General features: G+C 66.0%; 16 protein-coding genes, 1 tRNA gene and 1 other RNA gene. 8 read left to right on the forward strand and 10 right to left on the reverse strand.

Annotated features, from left to right (window positions below; genetic code table 11):
• Positions 1 to 112: 112 nt before the first annotated feature.
• Positions 113 to 703, forward strand: coding sequence for a polyhydroxyalkanoate synthesis repressor PhaR (phaR, locus tag NMB96_RS18990; protein ID WP_023904228.1), 591 nt, complete (start codon positions 113 to 115; stop codon positions 701 to 703).
• Between the two features lie 47 nt (positions 704 to 750).
• On the opposite strand, the gene NMB96_RS18995 is transcribed toward phaR, so the two are convergent.
• From NMB96_RS18995 to NMB96_RS19020, 6 genes are all read right to left on the reverse strand, one after another.
• Positions 751 to 1731, reverse strand: coding sequence for a TraB/GumN family protein (locus tag NMB96_RS18995; RefSeq protein ID WP_255085418.1), 981 nt, complete (start codon positions 1729 to 1731; stop codon positions 751 to 753).
• Between the two features lies 1 nt (position 1732).
• The gene (locus tag NMB96_RS19000) at positions 1733 to 2671 is read right to left on the reverse strand and encodes a DUF1684 domain-containing protein (protein WP_043889259.1); all 939 of its coding nucleotides are present in this window, start codon (positions 2669 to 2671) and stop codon (positions 1733 to 1735) included.
• Positions 2671 to 4539: a DNA mismatch repair endonuclease MutL gene (gene mutL, locus NMB96_RS19005; protein WP_023904231.1), complete on the reverse strand. Its 1869-nt coding sequence runs from the start codon at positions 4537 to 4539 to the stop codon at positions 2671 to 2673. The genes NMB96_RS19000 and mutL overlap by 1 nt, the downstream gene beginning before the upstream one ends.
• Positions 4540 to 4676: 137 nt before the next feature.
• Positions 4677 to 6404, reverse strand: coding sequence for an N-acetylmuramoyl-L-alanine amidase (locus tag NMB96_RS19010; RefSeq protein WP_255085419.1), 1728 nt, complete (start codon positions 6402 to 6404; stop codon positions 4677 to 4679).
• A gap of 70 nt (positions 6405 to 6474) precedes the next feature.
• Positions 6475 to 6975, reverse strand: coding sequence for a tRNA (adenosine(37)-N6)-threonylcarbamoyltransferase complex ATPase subunit type 1 TsaE (gene tsaE, locus NMB96_RS19015; RefSeq protein ID WP_023904233.1), 501 nt, complete (start codon positions 6973 to 6975; stop codon positions 6475 to 6477).
• Complete coding sequence (locus NMB96_RS19020) at positions 6972 to 8459, reverse strand: bifunctional ADP-dependent NAD(P)H-hydrate dehydratase/NAD(P)H-hydrate epimerase (RefSeq protein ID WP_043889260.1); 1488 nt, start codon at positions 8457 to 8459, stop codon at positions 6972 to 6974. The genes tsaE and NMB96_RS19020 overlap by 4 nt, the downstream gene beginning before the upstream one ends.
• A gap of 24 nt (positions 8460 to 8483) precedes the next feature.
• Between NMB96_RS19020 and queG the strand changes: the two genes are divergently transcribed.
• Both queG and xseA read left to right on the forward strand, forming a co-directional pair.
• Positions 8484 to 9551 carry a tRNA epoxyqueuosine(34) reductase QueG gene (gene queG, locus NMB96_RS19025; protein WP_043889261.1) on the forward strand — a complete coding sequence of 356 codons (1068 nt, stop codon included), beginning with the start codon at positions 8484 to 8486 and terminating at the stop codon, positions 9549 to 9551.
• Between the two features lie 54 nt (positions 9552 to 9605).
• Positions 9606 to 10943 carry an exodeoxyribonuclease VII large subunit gene (gene xseA / locus NMB96_RS19030; protein WP_023904236.1) on the forward strand — a complete coding sequence of 446 codons (1338 nt, stop codon included), beginning with the start codon at positions 9606 to 9608 and terminating at the stop codon, positions 10941 to 10943.
• A gap of 601 nt (positions 10944 to 11544) precedes the next feature.
• Here the strand turns inward: xseA and NMB96_RS19035 are convergent.
• Positions 11545 to 12798 (reverse strand): virulence factor family protein, encoded by a 1254-nt coding sequence (locus NMB96_RS19035; RefSeq protein WP_255085420.1) that lies wholly within the window; start codon positions 12796 to 12798, stop codon positions 11545 to 11547.
• Between the two features lie 261 nt (positions 12799 to 13059).
• A complete protein-coding gene (locus NMB96_RS19040) occupies positions 13060 to 14904 on the reverse strand; it encodes a formylglycine-generating enzyme family protein (protein ID WP_180334220.1) in 1845 nt (614 codons plus the stop codon).
• 118 nt (positions 14905 to 15022) lie between these two features.
• Between NMB96_RS19040 and rnd the strand changes: the two genes are divergently transcribed.
• The 3 genes from rnd (at position 15023) to NMB96_RS19055 (ending at position 16935) form a co-directional block, all read left to right on the forward strand.
• Positions 15023 to 16117: a ribonuclease D gene (rnd, locus tag NMB96_RS19045; RefSeq protein ID WP_023904239.1), complete on the forward strand. Its 1095-nt coding sequence runs from the start codon at positions 15023 to 15025 to the stop codon at positions 16115 to 16117.
• 234 nt (positions 16118 to 16351) lie between these two features.
• On the forward strand, positions 16352 to 16753 hold the full coding sequence (locus NMB96_RS19050) for an H-NS family nucleoid-associated regulatory protein (protein WP_023904240.1): 402 nt from the start codon (positions 16352 to 16354) through the stop codon (positions 16751 to 16753).
• A 106-nt stretch (positions 16754 to 16859) separates the two neighbouring features.
• Positions 16860 to 16935 (forward strand) — tRNA-Ala (locus NMB96_RS19055).
• Between the two features lie 169 nt (positions 16936 to 17104).
• On the opposite strand, the gene NMB96_RS19060 is transcribed toward NMB96_RS19055, so the two are convergent.
• Positions 17105 to 17311: a hypothetical protein gene (locus NMB96_RS19060; protein ID WP_176339802.1), complete on the reverse strand. Its 207-nt coding sequence runs from the start codon at positions 17309 to 17311 to the stop codon at positions 17105 to 17107.
• A gap of 92 nt (positions 17312 to 17403) precedes the next feature.
• On the opposite strand from NMB96_RS19060, the gene NMB96_RS19065 reads away from it, so the two are divergent.
• Both NMB96_RS19065 and NMB96_RS19070 read left to right on the forward strand, forming a co-directional pair.
• Positions 17404 to 17478: non-coding RNA, sX9 sRNA (locus tag NMB96_RS19065), on the forward strand.
• Between the two features lie 185 nt (positions 17479 to 17663).
• On the forward strand, positions 17664 to 18749 hold the full coding sequence (locus NMB96_RS19070) for a GGDEF domain-containing protein (RefSeq protein WP_043889262.1): 1086 nt from the start codon (positions 17664 to 17666) through the stop codon (positions 18747 to 18749).
• 50 nt (positions 18750 to 18799) lie between these two features.
• Here the strand turns inward: NMB96_RS19070 and NMB96_RS19075 are convergent, their stop codons facing one another.
• Complete coding sequence (locus NMB96_RS19075) at positions 18800 to 19309, reverse strand: chemotaxis protein CheW (protein ID WP_023904243.1); 510 nt, start codon at positions 19307 to 19309, stop codon at positions 18800 to 18802.
• Between the last annotated feature and the right edge of the window lie 2 nt (positions 19310 to 19311).

A 19311-nucleotide genomic window follows, 5' to 3' on the forward strand; every position in this document is an offset into this window, starting at 1 on the left:
ATGCTGCGCAGCATTTTTTAGGTGTCTACTTAAGAAAATAAGGCCTTTTGCTGTTGCAAGCGCTGTTGCGGTGCGCCATCCTGCGCGCACTATCGTTGTGAGTGAACGTTCCATGGCCGGACTTCGCATCATCAAGAAGTATCCCAATCGCCGTCTTTACGACACGGAAATTTCCAGCTACATCACCATAGAGGATGTGCGTCAGCTCATCATCGACGGCGAAGAATTCGAAGTACGCGACGCCAAGAGTGGCGAAGACCTCAGTCGCGCCGTATTGCTGCAGATCATTGCCGACCGCGAACAGGACGGCGAGCCGATGCTCTCCACCCAGTTGCTGAGTCAGATCATCCGTTTCTACGGCGACTCGCTGCAGGGCTTCATGGGCAACTACCTGGAGCGCAGCATGCAGGTGTTCCTGGATCAGCAGCAGCAGTTCCGCCAGCAGATGGGCAACCTGCTTGGGCAGACCCCGTGGGCAATGATGAATCAGCTGACCGAGCGCAACCTGGAGTTGTGGCAGGAATTCCAGCGCAATTTCGGCGCCGGCTTCGGCCGCCCGGGTGGTCCTGGTACGCCGCCGACACCGCCAGGTTCTTCCGGCATCGGCAGTGGCCCGATGGGCACCGGGACGCACAAGGGAACCGGTACACACGGCACGTCCAGCAACACGGGCACCACCGGCAAGGCCCGCAATCGCGGCTGAAAGACGACTGCTGCGCGGGAGCGTGACATGCTCCCGGCGCAGCCAGATCAGCGACCGGCCTGCTCCGTGCAGGCCGAGCAGATCCGCTCCACGTGGTAGCCACGTGCACGCAGACGCTCCACCACGCCGTCGCTACCCAGCAGATGCAGCGTACCGACCACCACCAGCGTGGTTCCGCTGCCTTTACCTAGCCGTTGCTCCAGGAGCGGCACCCAACGCGCATTGCGCTCGACGTTGATGTCCTGATACAGCGCCGGGTATTGCCGACGCATGTCTTCGGCCATTTGCGTGGATAGCGTATGCACATCGCCATTGCGCCAGGCCGTGTGCAGCTGACGCAACTGATCGGTGGCCTCCGCCTCGTCCAGCGACTCTTCCAGCAACTGATGCTGCTCGGTGGGCGACATGCCATCGAGCATGGCGATCTGTTGTTCGGCGCGCTCCAGGCCATCAGCCGGTTTGCCCTTGGCCTGTGCCTGCTCCATCAGGTAATGATCCAGACCGGCGTTCGGGTCCATGCCTTGCCGGCTCATCTCGGCCAGGCTGATCGTCAAGGCGACAAACCAGGGCTCGAGTGGCTGCAGGGTATCGAGTGACATGCCGTATTTGCGCGCGTAGGCGCTCAAGGCCTGCCAGGTTTTTGCATCGAGCGCGTCCTGCAACCGGCGCCCGTCGGTGCGCCGTGCCGCCTGCAGCATGCGACCGGCCAGCTCCGGCGATTGCGCATCCGATGGCGGTAGTTCGAACACCAGCCGGTCGGCCTTGGCGAAGGCCTGCATGACATCCGGCGAAAGCGGGTAATCGCTGGGCTTGAGCACATGGAACGAACCCAGCAGATACAACGTGCCGCCCTTGCCATCGACCTTCCACAACAACGGCACCGGTGGGCCGGCCGGGGTCTCGCCGCCGACACGCGCCCAAGTCGGCACGACTGCCCCGCTCCACAGTGCCACGCAGATCAGTGCGCTGCTGCACCATGTTGCAAGTCGGGTTCGCGCGCTTGTCTTTACCACGTCGGTGTTCTCCATGTCAGTGCGGCACCTTGTAAGCCTTCTCGCCCGCCGATACGGCCAGGTCGATACGGTTTTCCGGTGGCGGCAACAGACAGGTCGCGAACGGCGTAAACGCGCACGGCGGGGTGTAGGCACGATTGAAGTCGATCACCACATGCCCGGAGGCATCGGCGACATCCAGATCCAGAAAGCGCCCAGCCGGGTAGCTCCCATGCCCGCTGGTACGGTCGGCGAACACCACGAACATCGGCCGCCCCGGTTCGCCGATGGTCTCCAGCCGATACGGCTTGCCGTCGCGCTCGAATTCCAACGCGCCGGCGGTCGGCTGCTCGCTGCTGATGCCGACGATATCCACGATGGGAATGGTCTTGCCCACATCGTTGGGCACATAGCGTGCGGTGATGCGCCAGGACGGATCGACCGGCCAGTAGTCCAGGCCGGCGAAGCCGGTGCGCGATGCGGCATCGGCATGCTTGACCCGCAAGGCATTGCGGTCGCCGCGATGGATCAGGCTCAATACGCCCTTGCCGTCATCGAAATGGATCAAGGTCGGCTGTGGGTCGTCATCGGAGTGGAAGCGGATCCTGCCGGTCAGCGGCTTGCCATCGACGGTCAGCGCTGCACCGCGCTCGGGCACGAACCAGACCGTGTTGCCCTCGCTGGACACCATGCCCATCTTGGGTGGCCCGACCGCCAGCTTGATGCCGCTGTCGGCGCTGCTGCCGATGTAATGCGCTTTCAGCGATAACCAATGCAGGCCGACCAGACTGGTCCAGCCGTCTGGCGCACGCAGCTCTGCCAGGCGGGCTTCGCGCCAGGCGGCGTTGTCGGCCAGGAATGTCTTGTCCAGGGCGACGGGCGCAGCCGGCGGCGGTGCCTCTTGCCCGCACCCGGCCAGCGTGATGAACACCAGCATGCCGAGCAGCCAGTGTTTCCCCTTGTGCAACCCAACCATCAACGCCCCCTGAGAAACCAACGATCGATTTCGCCCAGCGTAAACCGTGCCCAGGTCGGTCGGCCATGGTTGCATTGGCCGGAGCGCTCGGTGGCTTCCATATCGCGTAGCAGCGCGTTCATTTCGGGCACGGTGAGGCGCCGATTCGCGCGCACTGCACCGTGGCAGGCCATGGTCGACAGCAGCTCGTCGCGCGCAGTGGCGATGCGGCGGCTCTGACCGTGTTCGCGCAGGTCGCCGAGCACATCGCGCAACAGCGCTTCCGGCTCGGCATTGGCAAGCAGCGCGGGAATGCTGCGCACATGCAGCGATTGCGGGCCGGCGCGGGTGATCTCGAAGCCCAGGCTGGCCAGCGTATCGGCTTCGCGCTCGGCGGTGTCGGCTTCGCGCTCGCCCACTGCCAGCGTCATCGGCACCAATAGCGGCTGCGCGTGCAGACCGATGCTGTCGTGCGCGTTCTTGAGCCGTTCGTAACCGATGCGTTCGTGCGCGGCGTGCATGTCCACCACGATCAAGCCCTCGGCGTTTTCGGCAAGGATGTAGATGCCGTGCAATTGCGCAACCGCATAGCCGAGCGGCGGAACACCGCTGTCGTGCGAAGTCGCCGGCAAGCCGGTGCCGGAGAAGGTCTGCATGGCCGCGGACTGCTGCTGTGCGCTGCCGGATGGCGGTGCGTACAGCGCGCTGTACGCGGCGCGCGCTTCATCCACGCGCAGGCCCAAGGGTGTTTGCGATGGGGTCCAGTTGCCGTAGCCGGTGCCGTAGCCGGTGCCGCCGCCGGTTGCGCCGCCGTAGTTCGGAGTGTTGGCCATTCCATTCGGCGCAGCGCCTGCGTCGCTGTTGCCTTCCGTGCCGATGCTATTTGGCATCGCGCCGGCACGCGTTTGCGCCAGCGCGTCCTGCAAGGTGCGATACACGAAATCGTGGATCAGCCGCGCCTCGCGGAAGCGCACCTCATGCTTGGCCGGGTGCACATTGACGTCAACGCGCGCCGGATCCAGTTCCAGAAACAACACATACGCCGGCTGGCGGCCATGGAACAGCACATCGCCATAGGCCATCTTGACCGCGTGCGCCACGCTGCGATCGCGCACCGAGCGGCCATTGACGTAGAGATATTGCTGGTCGGTACTGGCGCGCGAGTAATGCGGCTGCGCGACCCAGCCATGTAGACGTAGAACGGCGCCACTGTGATCCACGCGCAAGGCCTGCCGGGCGAAATCCTCGCCCAGCGTTTCGCCCAATCGCGCATCCGAATACAGATCGCCCGGCTTGTAGCGGCGCGAGGGTTTGCCGTTATGCGCCACGCGCAATTCCACATCCGGCCGCGCCAGTGCCAACGAGCGCAGCCACTCTTCGATATGCCCGAGCTCGGTGCGCTCGGCACGCAAGAACTTGCGCCGCGCCGGCACGTTGTAGAACAGCTCGCGCACTTCCACCGTGGTGCCCGGCGCATGCGCACGCGGCGTCACTTCGCCCAGGCGCCCGCCTTCGATTTCCAACGCGGAGCCATGTTCGGCATCGTGGCGGCGCGAGACCAGGGTGAAGCGGCTGACCGAGGCGATCGACGGCAAGGCTTCACCGCGAAAACCGAGCGTGGCCACGGTTTCCAGATCGTCCAGCGAGGCGATCTTGCTGGTGGCATGCCGCGACACCGCCAACGGCAGTTCGTCCGGCGGGATGCCGCCGCCGTTGTCGCGGATACGGATCAAGCGCACGCCGCCTTCTTCGAGCTCGATATCCACGCGGGTGGCGCCGGCATCGAGCGCGTTTTCGACCAGCTCCTTGACCACCGATGCGGGCCGCTCGACCACTTCGCCGGCGGCAATCTGGTTGATCAGGATGTCGGGCAGCTGACGAATCGCCATCAGCGCGCGCTCCGATGTCGGGAGCAGAAAACACGATGCATCGAGGGTGTAGCAAGCAAGACAGACGTCGGCACGGCAATCCGGCGGCGCGCAGGCGCCGTCATCAAGGAATCAGTGCGGAATAATAGCCGAGCGGGTCAGCGGCTGCCGCCGGCCACGGTACCGGCGCTTGCATCGGCTTCGGCCTGCGCACGCGCGGCGAACAGCGTGCCCGGCGGCGGCTGGCGGGTGAAGAAGGTATCGATGCCGTCCAGCACGGCCGAGGCAATCTTGCGCTGGTAGGCCGGATCGATCAGGCGACGCTCTTCATCCGGATTGGAGATGAAGGCGGTTTCCACCAGCATCGCCGGCATGTCCGAGGTCCGCAGTACCGCGAAGTTGGCGCGTTCCAGAAACGGCTTGTGGTTGTTGCCGATCCGCTTGAGCCCACCCAGCACATGGCCGGCAGCATCTTCGGAAGCCTTCATGTGGCCGCTTTGCGCCAGATCCAGCAACACGTTGGCAAGCGTGCTTTCGGTCTGCTGCAAGCGCACGCCACCCACCAGGTCGGCAGCATTTTCCTTGTCGGCCAACCAGCGCGCACGCTGCGAGGAAGCGCCCTTGGTCGACAGCACGTAGACGGACGAGCCGGTTGCGCTGCGATTTTCTGCGGCATCGGCGTGGATCGAGATGAAGATATCGGCCTTGGCGGCGCGCGCTTTTTGCGCGCGCATCGGCAGCGGAATGAACACGTCGGTGTCGCGCGTCATGTACGCCTTCATGCCGGGCGTTGCGTTGATCTGGCGCGCCAGTTCGCGGCCGACCGCCAGGGTGACGTCTTTTTCGCGCTTGCCGGTGGGGCCCATCGCACCCGGGTCCTGGCCACCGTGGCCGGGATCGATTGCCACGATCAACGGGCGCATGCCCGGCGCCATCTTGATCCGCGAGGCTTCGCTGGGAAGTACCGGGCGCGGCGGGATGTCGTCGCTGTCTGTGCCCGCAACCACGCCTGACGCCGCGTTCGGCATGGCTGCCGCGGTGTTGCCGGGCGCAGCGCCCATCGGCGCAGTGCCACCGTTCAAGATCGCAGCGGGCGATGCGGCATTGCCTGGCATCGCCGCGCCTGCCGGAGCATTGGCGGTCGTGACCGTGACGCGATTGGGAGTGTTGTAGGCGGAGCTTGTCGGCGTGGTCGTGCTGGTCGCCACAGTACTCGTGGCAACGCCGGGACGCGGCGTCGGCACGCCAGTGGCGACCGTTGTCGGAACGGGTGCCGTTGTGACGGTAGGCATGGCCGATGCCGGCACGTACACCGCTGGTGCTGGCGGCGGTGGCGCGGATGAGGCGCGCTGCGCAGATGCAGCCAAGGCTGCAGTCGCACGCGCTGCTTCGGCCTGTGCATTCACCGGCTGCGCCGTGACCGGGCGCGGCACCGGCATTGCTGCAGGCGCTGTCGCCGTGGTGGCGGCCGTGGCCGCAACCGGCGTCGGATCGCCCGGCCACTCGATCACCAAGGTCGAGGCACTGCCCAGCGTCTGCATCTGCGGCTTCAGCGGCGTGACCGGCGTTGCCAGCTCGAACACCACCCGGAACGTCCCCGGCACCGGCTGGCCAGTGCGCACCGAAGTCACCAGACCGGCAGCGCCAGGCAGCTTGAGACCGCGCACGCCCGCAGAATCGGGGAAATCCACCACCAACCGATTGGGGTTGGCCAACGACAGCGTCTTGAAGCCGCCGCTGCCGGCAAGCTGAATCTCGGCGCGCGTGCCGGTTGCACCGGTGCTGACGCCAACGCTCTTGATTTCGCCGGCCCACGCAGCAAAAACCGCCAGGCTCAGGCTGGCGGTCAGGGCGGAAACACAGAACTGGCGGATCCCCGGTGTCATGGGGCTGGATTCAATCACCCAATAGTGTCAATTGCAAGGTGATTTCCCTTAATAATCCACAACCTGGCGTTCATTGTTCTTGTGAGCCGACAGAAAGCGCCTGCAACTCGGGGTGCTGTGCCAGACGTGTCAGCCACCCGCGCCCGGTTTCGCTTCGGCCCAGCAGCTTGACGCTGCGACCCTCGCCTTCAACGGCCAGCTCCACGTCCAGATCCACCGGCGGCAGTGCGCCTGCGCCACGTTCCGGCCATTCGACCAGCCACAGGCTCGCGCTGCCCTCGTCGAGCCCGAGAAAGTCCAATTCGCCGGCATGCCCGATGCGGTACAGATCCAGGTGCCAGGCCTCGTCGCCGGTACTGAGCGGATAGCGCTCGACCAAGGTGTAGGTGGGGCTGCGGATCGGCCCGGTAACGCCGAGTGCGCGCAACAGCGCGCGCGCCAGGGTGGATTTGCCGGCGCCGAGATCGCCATGCAGCTGCACCATCGCAGTCGTGGGGCGCACTGCGGCCAGGGCCTGGCCCAGGGTTTCGGTAGCCTGCGCATCGACCAGTTGTGCGGTGAGTTGGCTCATGCAATGGCTCCGGCGTTGGCCAGGCGGCGCAGTTCGGGTAACAAATCCGTTGGCAGCAGGCCGCGCTCGCCATCGCGCGCGGCCGCGTCGCCAGCGCAGGCATGCAACAAGGCGCCCAGGCTGGCGGCATCGAGCGGCGACCAGCCCTGCGCCAGCAAGGCGGCGATCACGCCGGTCAGCAGATCGCCCATACCGCCCACCGCCATGCCCGGATTGCCGGCGTCGATGATGCGTGGCACTGCGTGCGGCGCGGCGATCACGCTGCCGGCGCCTTTCAGCACCACAACCGCGTCGAAGCGCTTGGCCAAGGCGTCTGCGGCGGCCAGACGGTCGCGCTGGACGTGTGCGGTGGACAGGCCAAGCAAACGGCCGGCCTCGCCGGGATGTGGGGTCAACACACGCGGGCCGCGGCTCGGCACTGCGTTGGCAGCCAGCAGATTCAGGCCATCGGCATCGATGACGACCGCGGTATCCGAGGCAAGCACCGCATGCCATAACGCCTGCGCCCAGGCGTCCTGACCCAGGCCCGGCCCCAGTGCGACCACGTCGGCCGCATTGGCCAGTGCGGCGATGTCGTCGTCGTCCTGCACCGCACGCACCATTGCCTCCGGGCAGCGCGCCAGCAGTGGCGTGACGTGCTCGGCGCGGGTGGCGACCTGCACCAACCCTGCCCCGCTGCGCAAGGCCGCTTCGGCCGTCAGCATGATCGCGCCGCCGCTGCCGAGATTGCCGCCAACACATAGCACCCGCCCGGATTCGCCCTTGTGCGTATTGCGTCGGCGCGGCCGCAACTGCGCGGCCAAGGCGTCGATGTCCCAACTGTGTGCGGCAGGTTCCAGCCCGTCGAATGCGGCATCCGGCACCTCAAGCGAGGCAATCGCGCGCTCGCCGGCATGCTCCAGCGCATCGCCGGTGTACAGCCCGATATGCGGCACGATGAACTGCAAGGTGACGTCTGCGCGCACCGCGGCATCGAAGGCCACGCCGTGATCGGCATCGATGCCGCTGGGCACATCCAGCGCGAACACCGGCACGCCGGCTGCGTTGATGGCCTCGATCAATGACGCGGTGTCAGCATCCGGCGCACGGTTGAGGCCGATGCCGAACAGCGCATCGACGATCACATCGGCCTGCGCCAGCGGCGACGGAAACAGTGCGATCGCACCGCCCACGCCCAGATAGTCGGTGCAGGCGCGTTGCGCCAGCGCCGAGGCCGGGCCGTGCCCTGGAAGATGCACCACCCGCACATCACGCCCGGCCCGCTGCGCCAGGCGCGCCAGTACATAGCCATCGCCACCGTTGTTGCCGGTGCCGCAGACCACCACGATGCGGCGTGCTCGCGGCCAGCGTTCCAGCAGGTACTGCCAGGCGGCCTGCCCGGCGCGTTGCATCAACAAGTAGCCATCGCCACCGAGCAGCGCGGTGGCCTGCGCATCCAGCCTGCGCGCAGCGGCGGTGTCGTAAAGATCGAGCGGTACGTACATGCCGGGAATTCTATACTTGTCGCCATGTCTGCCGTCCTCGCCCGCCCCGACCCCACCGACGCCGCCGCGCGCATCCGTGCGCTTGCGCGCGAGGCCGGCTTTCAACGCTGCGGCATCACCGGCATCGAGCTGGGCGAAGACGAGGTACATCTGCGCAGCTGGCTGAAAGAAGGCCTGTACGGGACCATGCATTGGATGGCCCAGCACGGCGACAAGCGTTCGCGCCCGCAGGAGCTGGTGCCCGGCACCTTGCGCGTGTTGTCGGTGGGCATGGACTACGGCCGCAAGGACGACACCGAAGCCTGGAACACCTTGCACGACGGCCGCCGCGCCTATGTGGCGCGGTATGCGCTGGGGCGCGATTACCACAAGCTGATGCGTAACCGGCTGCAGAAACTGGCCGAGCGCATCCAGGGCGAAGTCGGCGCGTTCGGCTATCGCGTATTCGTCGATTCCGCACCGGTGCTGGAGCGCGCATTGGCGCGCAACGCCGGGCTGGGCTGGATCGGCAAACACACCTGCCTGATCGATCGCAATGGCGGTTCATGGTTTTTCCTGGGCGAGATCTACCTCGATCTGCCGCTACCCATCGACACCCCGGCCACTGCGCATTGCGGCACCTGCACGCGCTGCATCGACATCTGCCCGACCCAGGCCATCATCGCCCCGCACCGGCTGGATGCGCGCCGCTGCATCGCCTACCTCACCATCGAACACGATGGCGCAATCCCTGAGGAGATGCGCAAGCCGATCGGCAACCGCATCTTCGGCTGCGACGACTGCCAGCTGGTCTGTCCCTGGAACAAGTTCGCCCAACGCACCGACGAAGCCGATTTTCGTGCCCGCAACGACCTGGATGTGGCGACGCTGCCGCAGTTGTTCGCATGGGACACGGACGAGTTCCTGCGCCGTACCGAGGGCAGCCCGATCCGCCGCAGCGGCCACGAACGCTGGCTGCGCAATATCGCAGTGGGGCTGGGCAATGCGCCTGGCACGCCGGAGGTGTTGGCGGCACTGGAAGCGCGTCGCAACGACGATTCGGAACTGGTACGCGAACACGTGGGTTGGGCGCTGGCGCAACACGGCCTGTGAGCGTCCGCGCGATGCGCTCACGCATGCGCACCGCCGCTGCGGGATAATGCGCCGATGGCCGACCGCAACGAACAGATCCTCACCCCCAGCCAGCTCAACACGCTGGCACGCGACCTGCTGGAAGGCAGCTTCCCGCTGGTCTGGGTGGAAGCAGAGCTGAGCAGCGTCACGCGCCCGTCTTCGGGCCATCTGTATTTCACGCTCAAGGACGCACGCGCGCAGATCCGCTGCGCGATGTTCAAGCCCAAGAGCACCTGGCTGAAATTCCAGCCGCGCGAAGGCCTGCGCGTGCTCGCGCGCGGACGTCTCACCCTGTACGAAGCGCGCGGCGACTACCAGCTGGTGCTGGACCACATGGAAGAAGCCGGCGAAGGCGCCTTGCGCCGCGCCTTCGACGAGCTGCGCGCACGGCTGGCCGCCGAAGGTTTGTTCGATGCCGAGCGCAAGCAGCCGTTGCCGGCGCATGTGCGGCGCCTGGCGGTGATTACCTCACCCAGCGGTGCAGCAGTGCGTGATGTGCTCAGCGTGCTGGCGCGCCGTTTCCCGCTGCTGGAAGTGGACCTGCTGCCCTCGCTGGTGCAAGGCGACAGCGCCGCCGCGCAGATCACCTCGCTGCTGCAGCGCGCAGACGCCTCCGGGCGCTACGACGTCATTCTGATCACCCGCGGCGGCGGCTCGCTGGAAGATCTCTGGGCGTTCAACGACGAGCGCCTGGCCCGCGCAATTGCCGCCGCGCAGACACCGGTGGTGTCGGCGGTTGGCCACGAGACCGACTTCAGCCTGAGCGACTTCGTTGCCGATGTGCGTGCGCCTACGCCCTCGGTGGCCGCCGAGCTGCTGGTGCCCGATCAGCGTGAGCTGGTCGCCCGCGTGCGGCGTGCACATGCGCGCATGGCCCAGCTGCAACAACACGCGCTGGGCAACGCGATGCAGCGCGCCGATCGGCTTGCATTGCGTCTGCGTGCGCATAGCCCGAAGGCGCGGCTGCAACTGCTGCACCGCCGACAGGAAGATGCCGGCCGCCAGTTGCGTGCACGCATGACCCAGGTACTGGAGCGGCTGCAAGCACGTGTGCAACGTGGGCAGGCACGCCTGCATGCGCACAACCCGCAACGCGATCTGGCCAACTTGCAGCAGCGCCTGCAGGCCTTGCATCCGCAGGCAGCCATGCAGCGACGCTTGCAACACGATCAACTGCGGCTGCGTGGTCTTGCGCGCTCGCTGGAAGCGGTCAGCCCGCTGGCCACGGTTGCGCGCGGCTACGCCATCGTGACCAGACCCGTCGACGGCAGCGTGGTGCGCAGCGCCGGCGAAGTAAGCCCCGGCGAGCGCCTGCGTGCGCAGCTGGCTGATGGCAGCATCGATGTGCGGGTGGAACGCAGTGAAGGCTAAGAGCGGCTAACACGCCCTCTTGAACGCTGTATCGATGGCGGCACCATGTCTGGTGCACCCAGCTTCGTTGACGCGTGGAATGATGTCGAGAATGGCAGCGACATTGATCGAATCGAAAAGCGCTGACCAGACCGCCCGTCATCGGACAAAACTCGCGGCATGCACGGCTCGCACCAAGCGCACCGACCATCCCGACTGGTCCTTGCCGGCCCACCGTCGCGGGACCTTACGCGGCATGGATGCCGCGTAAGAGCCTACACGGACGTACTTGCGGCGTGTCCCGCGATGGTGGGCGGGCAAGGGCCCTGCAGCCAACTTACAGATCAGCCGCTCTGCAAGTGATGTATCGAGGTATTCGATCACTCCAGGACAAACGAGAATTCGCGTCGTAGCGTCGTAGCGTCGTCGAGATGCAATCAAATGCACGGTTCAAAAAGTTCAGCGCATCGAGGGCGCAATGCCATCACCGCTCGTGGGACACGCCGTGAATCAGTCCATGAAGAATCCTTGGAAGCATCCCTGCCGCCAAGGGTCCCGCAAGCGGTGAGGACATCGCACCTGGCAACTCGATCGTGCGCTGTTCTGTTGGTCGCGTCGCCCCTCAACCACGGCTGGGCGTGGACGTCTGCACCGCATGCTGCCAGCCTTGCAGCAACACGCCGGCCAGCACCGCAGGATCGTGATCGAAGTGATGGCCGCCCGGGCGCGCAACCACCTCGACACCGCGTGCGCGTAACTCAGGGCACAGCGTGTCTTTTTCCTGATCGCCGTAGATGCATTGCAGGCGATGCGCTTCCAGCGACTGGATCGCCGGTTCCACATCGCGCTCGGCATCGTTGTGCCACCCCAGCCAGCCGCCGACGCGCACCTTGAAATCGGCCTGATGACCAAGGCCGAGCAAGCTGACGAATTGCACCGAGGCACGCTGCTGCGGCGACAGCTCAGGATAGGCGAACGGCAACACGTCGGCGCCGAACGAATAGCCCACCAAGGCGACGTGCTGGATATGCCAGCGCTGCCGATACGTTGCGATCACCCGATCCAGATCCGCCCCGACCTGCTGCGGCGTGCGGCTGCCCCAGAAGTAGCGCAGGCTGTTCCAGCCCACCACCGACACGCCCTGCTGCTGCAACTGCGCGGCGATGCCTTTGTCCAGTTCGCGCCAACCACCATCGCCGGACAGCATCACCACCAGGCGGTCGCTGCCGGGCGCATGCAGTTCCACCAACGGCAGATCGCCCACACCTTGCGCCTGCGCTGCCTGAAAATGGCCAAGGGTGGCGGCGGCAATCTGCATCGGGTTGGCGTCGTCGACCAGATCATCGAGGAAGCCCTGATTCGCATCGGGCACATCGCGTGCGCAGGCCAGGCCGACATCGCTGGCGCCGCCGTCGGCGACAACCGCGCCACCCAGCACGTCCGGCGCGGCCGAGGCCAGCGCCTGGCGCGCCAGCACCGCACCATCGCCCTGCCCCACCAGCACCGGCGGCAGGAACGCATCCACGTGCTCGGCGCGCAGCAACTTCTTGCCCAGCCGCTCGGCATCGTCGGCCAGCGAGCTGCAGGCGGCGCGGTGAGACCGCACACGTTCGCGGTAGCTGGCGGTATCGATCACCGCGACCAACGCGCCGTCGTTGCTCAACATCTCGGCAAGCCGCTGGCCGTCCTGGGGATGGCCGCTGTCGGGCAACAGCACCACCATCGCCTTGGGTGTGCCCTCGGGGCGCACCACTTCGACCGAGCCGTAATGCCCGGCAGTGTTTCCATCCTGCAGATGCCGCGCTACCGCGTAGCCGCTCCCACCGATCAGCAGCACTGCGATCAGCCAACGAAACAAACGGATTCCCCAGCTCATCGCAGCCATCCTTCAGAAGTGCTGGCACTGCAGACCGCAGCGAACGTCCGTGGGTTCCGGAGCGGTTCGGGGGCTGTTCGCTGGGGTTAAGCCTGCACACCGGGTGAGCTGTGGTCAGCGGTAAACAACACCGGACCGGCTCTCACCGGGAAGCTGCAACCGGCGCGCGGCAATCGCACCCCGACTGGCGCCAAGAACGTCGATCTGCGCTGCTGCGATCACACCCTTGGCGGCGACAGGCATGCCGCCCGGACCGCCGCCCTAGATACCGCGCGCCACGCGGAAACCGATGCGTGCGCTGGTGCTATCGGAGTCCTGCGACTGCCGCCAGGCCGCGCGCGTCTGCTGCGGAGAATTGGCCCAGCTGCCGCCGCGGATCATGCGCTGCCGGCAACCGGGGTTGAACCACGCCGCACCGTCGGCCGGCGCGCGCCGGTAGCTGGCATGCCAGCAGTCGGCCACCCACTCGCTCAGATTGCCGCCCATGTCGTGCAGGCCCCAGGCGTTGGCGCGGAAGCTACCGACCGGCGCTGGCCCCCAGAAACCGTCGCCATAGCCGACAAAGCCATTGTTCCAATGCCGGCCACTGCGCGAGACATCGTTGCCGCCGGTGAAATTACCCGCATCCAGCGGCGGCGAGCCGGCATTGCCCCACGGATAACGCCCGGTGGTGCCGGCGCGCACCGCGTATTCGAACTCGGCCTCGCTGGGCACGTGGTAATGGCGGCCGGTCTGTTCCGATAGCCAGCTCGCATAGGCTTCGGCGTCGCGGATGCTGACGTGCATCACCGGGCTGTTGGGCGCGGCCTGCGCGCCGTTGTAGTCGGATTGCCAATCCACCCCGCTGCGGCGGATGAAGTTGCCGCTGCGCTCGTCGTACACCACCGAATGCCCGCGTCGGGTGGCACGCGGGCGTGCGCCGGTCGCCTCGATGAATTGACGAAACTCGGCGACGGTCACTTCAGTGATCGACAGCGCAAAGCCCCGCGCGAAGCGCACGTAATGCGCGGGGCGCTCGTTGTCGGACGCCCCCGGTTCGGCGTCGCCTGCACCCATCTGAAACGCGCCATGCGGCACCACGATCATCTGCGGCCCGCGCCCGCCCACTTTGAGCCCATCGGTGAACACCTGCCCGGGGCGAAAACTACCGTAATGGGTGGCCAATTCGAGACGACGGCGCAGATCGCCGGCCACCGGGTCGCCCGGGTCGGCGATGCGCAACACTTCGGCCAATTTCTCGCCGGCCGGCTTGAGCCCCCGCGGCGAGTTCAGATCGTGCAGGCCGGCATCGTGCAAGGCGGCGATCTGTGCGTGGCGCATGCGCTCCACGCGTGCCCGTGCATCGGCAATGGTCGGCGCGCGCTCGCGCACCTGCCCGGCCATCTGCAACCAGTAACGCGCAGCGATGAAATCGCCTGCCTCGGCGGCCTGCTCGGCACGTGCCAGCAAGCCGCTTTCCACAGCCGCAAGTCCTTGGCGCGTGCGTGGGTTGTCGGGGTCCAGCCGGGCCGCATCGCGAAAATTCACCAGCGCGCCATTGCCGTCTTCGCCCAGCCGCCCACCGCGCAGATCTTCTTCGCCGGCACGGTTGAAGCCGAGCACGCGCTGCGCAGTTTCAACCGCACTCTGCAGCGCGCGCACCTTGGGATCCTGCGGCGCCAGCGCCAGGGCCACGATGGCCAGCTCACGCGCCTGTTCGAGCGCATCGTCCTGGCGCTCGGTCTGTTCGATCAAGTCCTCGCCGCGCTCGATCAGCCGGCGCCGCGCCTGCTCCAGCCCGCGACGGCTGGCCGCATCTTTGCCGTCGGCACGTTGCTGGATCGCCAGATACAACGGGATCGCATCGTCGGCACTGCGAAACAGCCGATCTTCCTGCAAGGCCTGGTCGGCACGCTTGCGCGCCTGCGCCAAAGGTTCGTCGCCCAGGTCCACTGCCGGCGGTTGCCATTGCGCCACGGTCTCGGCGGATTCTTCGCCACTGATCGAGACATTCGGCTTGCTCGGCACCGCAGCTGCGGCTGCAGGTTGTGGCGCAGCGGCAGGCGCTGGCGTGGGTGCACGCGAACAGGCGCACAGGCTTAGCGCGACCAGTCCCCACGCTGCCATCCGGTTACCGCACTCACCCACCACCTGCTCCTTCCAGTGCTCTGCCGCACGACAGGCGATCGCGACGTTAGGCTATTCTGCGCGTTCTGCGCAAACCCTCGCTGTCGACGGAAATCACGTGCCCCATTGGATCACCCACCCCTCCGAGCTGACGCAACGCCTGCATGCAGCGCGTCCGTCCCGCATTGGCCTGGACACCGAATTCATTCGCGAACGCACCTACTGGCCGCAACTGGCGCTGGTGCAGATGGCCATCGGCGAGGAGATCCTGCTGATCGACCCGCTGATTCCGGGCATGAACGCGGCGCTCGGGGAATGGTTGACCGCCACCGATATCGTCAAGGTGATGCATAGCGCCAGCGAAGATCTGGTCACCTTCAAATGCGCCTGCGGGGTGTTGCCGCGGCCGTTGTTCGATACCCAGATCGCCGCCGCGCTGGCCGGTGTGGGCGGTGGCATGGGCTATCAGAAGCTGGTGCAGGAAGTGACCGGCACTTTGCTGACCAAGGGCGAGACGCGCTCGGACTGGATGCGCCGCCCGCTCTCGCCCGCACAGCTCGAATACGCCGCCGACGATGTGCGCTATCTGTTTGCGATCCATGATGAACTCAGCCGCCGTCTGACCGAGCAGGACCGCCTGGGCTGGCTGGCCGAAGATGCCGAGCGCCTGCTCGCCACGGTGGAGCACGACGATGGCGAGCGTTGGCCGCATGTGAGCCTGCGCACCGCGCAATTTTTGGAACCTGCCGCGCAGCGTCGGCTGCTGCGGCTGCTGCGCTGGCGCGATCTGCAGGCGCGTCAGAGCGACCGCCCACGCAGCTGGATTCTGGACAACGAACTGGCCAGCCAGCTGGCACGTTTTCCACCCGACGATCTGGACGCACTGCTGCGCCAGTTCGACAAATTCCCCAAGGCACCGCGCAAGCTCGCGGCCGCAGTGTGGGACGCGCTCAACACGCCGCTGCCGGACGAGGACCATGCGCCGCTGGCGCAGGCCGCCACCGACGGCAACAAGGCGGTGCTCAAGCGTCTGCAGGACGCGGTGGCGCAGCGCAGCCGCGAACTGGGCCTGCCGGACGGCATCCTGGCCTCGCGCCGGCACCTGGAGAGCCTGATCGAACAACACAGCTGGCCTGCCCCGCTGGGCCAATGGCGCCGCGAGGTGCTGGAGGCGCAAGTGCTGCCGCTGCTGGATGACGCTACCGCGCGGTGATCGCAGTAAGGTATCGCCCGCTGTATGGTGACCGCCGGGTTGGCTGCACGGGCAGACCCTGGACGGCACCTGTCGCGGTACTGCAAAAAGCGACCGCACAGGCCCGGCGACAGGGGTTTCACACCCTGAGCAGGCACCCGCGCGACTAACGGCCGCCCCCGGGTCGCATGCCATAATGACGCGCGCCCTCTGGGCGGCGTCTCCACTACTTTTTTATTCCGAGGCTATACCTCTGTGAGCAATACCACTTCGAAACTGGATTCCATCGCACAAGCCAAAGCCAAGCTGCTGGAGGAACTGCAGAAGCTGGAAGAACAGGAGAAGACCGAGCGCGCAAGCGAAGCATCGTCTGCGCATGCCACCATCGTCTCGCTGCTCGAACAGTTCGCCGGCCACTTCAACACCAAGCAGCGCAACGATATCGCCGGCTACCTGGGCACCGGCACCGCACGCAAGGAAGTGGTCAAGAGCGGCCGTAGCGAAGTCAAGCCGAAGTACGAACTGCCACACACCGGCGAAACCTGGTCCGGCCGCGGCCGCACCCCCAAGGCGTTCGCTGCATGGGAAGGCTCGGTGTCGTACAAGGAATGGAAGGCCAAGAACCCGGACCTCAAGTTCCCGCTGATCGGCGAGTGATTGCAGCGCGTCGTTGATCCGGATCGCCCCCTCTGACGGTGCGGTCCGACACCGCAAGCCAGCCCTTGGCGAACCGCGCGGCATGTGGTTAGAATCCAAGGCACGTGGGGCGGTAGCTCAGCTGGGAGAGCGTCGCGTTCGCATCGCGAAGGTCGAGGGTTCGATCCCCTTCCGCTCCACCATTGTTTTTCAAGGAATCCTCGGCAACCACTGGTTGCCGGGGATTTTTGTTTGTCGCTTGGCGGCATTCGGGTTACTCACTCGGCGCCGACCTGGGCTTTTGAGCGTGCGCAGCCGTGACAACGGAACCATGCCGCCAGGATCACACCGCGCGCGCTAACGTCCGTTTCTTCATTCACCCTGGACATGCACGCCATGAGCAATGAGCAGAAACAGCCCGACAACGTCACAGAGAATCAGCATGGCGCTGCCGAAAGCCAGCAGGACCGTCAGCACGATGAGGCGGCCAAGCAGCGCCCGGGCCAGAAGGACTTGCAGATCGACAAAGAAAACAACCGCCGTCCGCACGGCAACGCCGGTCAGGGCGAGTGATGCCACTGCGATGTCGGCACGCAGTCAGCTGGGACTAAACCGGCTGGCAAAACTACTGCGCGGCCGCCAGGTGCGCGCGGTCGTTGCTCGGAATCGGCATGTACCACTCTTACACTCCAGTTCCTGCGCGCCGCCCGCAGCCACCTAAGGACCGCTCGCTACGTTTGTTAGCCGCTCTAAAATGGCTCGATGCGTCCGCGCGGTGGCTCCTGTGGCAAGATCTAGGCAGACGCTCGCCGCTAGGGTGGCTGGCGCGCTGGTTCCAACAGTCAGGCGATGGCTCGGTTGTACCGGCCATCGCCGTGCTCGCACCTCGTCTTTCATCGCCTGACGGCGCCCTGTCCTGGTGGTCTTTTGCATGCAGAATCCCGACGCGCCCGCGTTGAGCCTGATCCACGCGACACTGTTGCCCGGTGGCATCAACGCGACCTTTGGCGCGCGCATGCCGGCCAATGAAGACGATCGCCTGGCCGCACTGCACGATTACCAGATCCTGGATACCGCGCCCGAACCCAGCTACGACGAATTCACTGCGATCGCTGCGGCAGTGTGCCGGACGCCAATGGCGCTGATTTCGCTGATCGACACGCAACGCCAGTGGTTCAAATCCAGGATCGGCATGCAGCCGCGCGAAACGCCGCGCGATCTGTCGTTCTGCGCGCATGCCATTCTCGAACCCGATCAGGTGATGGAAGTCGGCGACACCCATCTGGACGCGCGTTTTGTCGACAACGCATTGGTCACCGGCGAACCGCAGATCCGCTTCTATGCAGGTGCCCCGCTGCTGACCTCCGACGGTATCGCGCTGGGGACGCTGTGCGTGCTGGATCGCACGCCGCGGCGCCTGTCGGTGGCCGAGCGCGACGCACTGAAGGCGCTGGCGCGGCAAGTGGTCACTACCATCGAGTTGCGCCACGCAGCCAAGCTGGTCGAGCTGGACGCGCTGCGCGACGAGCTCACCGGCTTGTGGAATCGCGCCGGTCTGGAGCGCGCAGTGCACGCGCTTGCAGACGCGCCGAGTGCTTCGGCTGAGCCATCGCTCGGCTTTCTGCTGATCGATCTGGATGGTTTCAAACGGCAGAAATTGCAGGCCGGCGCGGCTGCGGCGGATGCAACACTGGTCAAGGCCGCAAGAATGATCGAAGCGCAGCTGCCGCCCACCGCAAGTGTGGCCCGATTGAATTCGGATCAGCTGTGTGTGGCATTGCCGTCGACGTCGGCGCAGGTCGCTGTGGAAATCGCCGAACGGATCCGTGCGGCAATCGAAACGGCCACCTGGCCGAATGTTCCGTTGACGGTCAGCATCGGGCTGGTGGATGCACCTGCCTGCGATTCGCACGACACCAACGCCTTGCTGGCGCGCGCGCGGCATGCATTGCAGATCGCGGTACGCAGCGGGCGCAACCGCGTGCATCGCTTCGCTGGTTGGTACCTGCAGGATTGATTGGTAGCGCTCGCCAGATGCCTGGTTCAGGCGTCTGGCGAGGCTGCAGCTCAGGCGGCCAGTGCATCGGCAGTGCCGGCAATCTCCTCGACATGCAGCACCTGCTCCATCTCCAGCAATACCACAAAGCGCTCGCCGACCTTGCCCATGCCGCGTAGCAGATCGCGGCGGATATGCGTACCGAACGCGGGCGCGGCTTCGATGTCCTGATCGGCCAGTTCGATCACCGCGTTGACCGCATCGACCAACACTCCGATCACCTGTGGTCCCTGCGCCTGCTCGGTAGCCAGGATCACGATGCAGCTGCGTTTGCCGATGGCGCTGTCGGCACGCCCCAGCCGCGATTGCAGGTCCACCACCGGCACCACCGCACCGCGCAGATTGATCACCCCGCGCACGCAGGCCGGCATCGACGGCACCGGCGTGGGGGCGCGGTACTGGATGATTTCGCGAATGCCGAGAATGCTGATGGCGAAGGTTTCGCCGGCCAGTTGAAAGGTCAGGTACTGGGCCGCCGCATTGGCGTCGCCAGGCATCACATCGGGGGTCTGTGCAGTCATCG

The organism is Xanthomonas hortorum, assembly GCF_024339125.1.
Classification (GTDB): Bacteria; Pseudomonadota; Gammaproteobacteria; order Xanthomonadales; family Xanthomonadaceae; genus Xanthomonas; species Xanthomonas hortorum.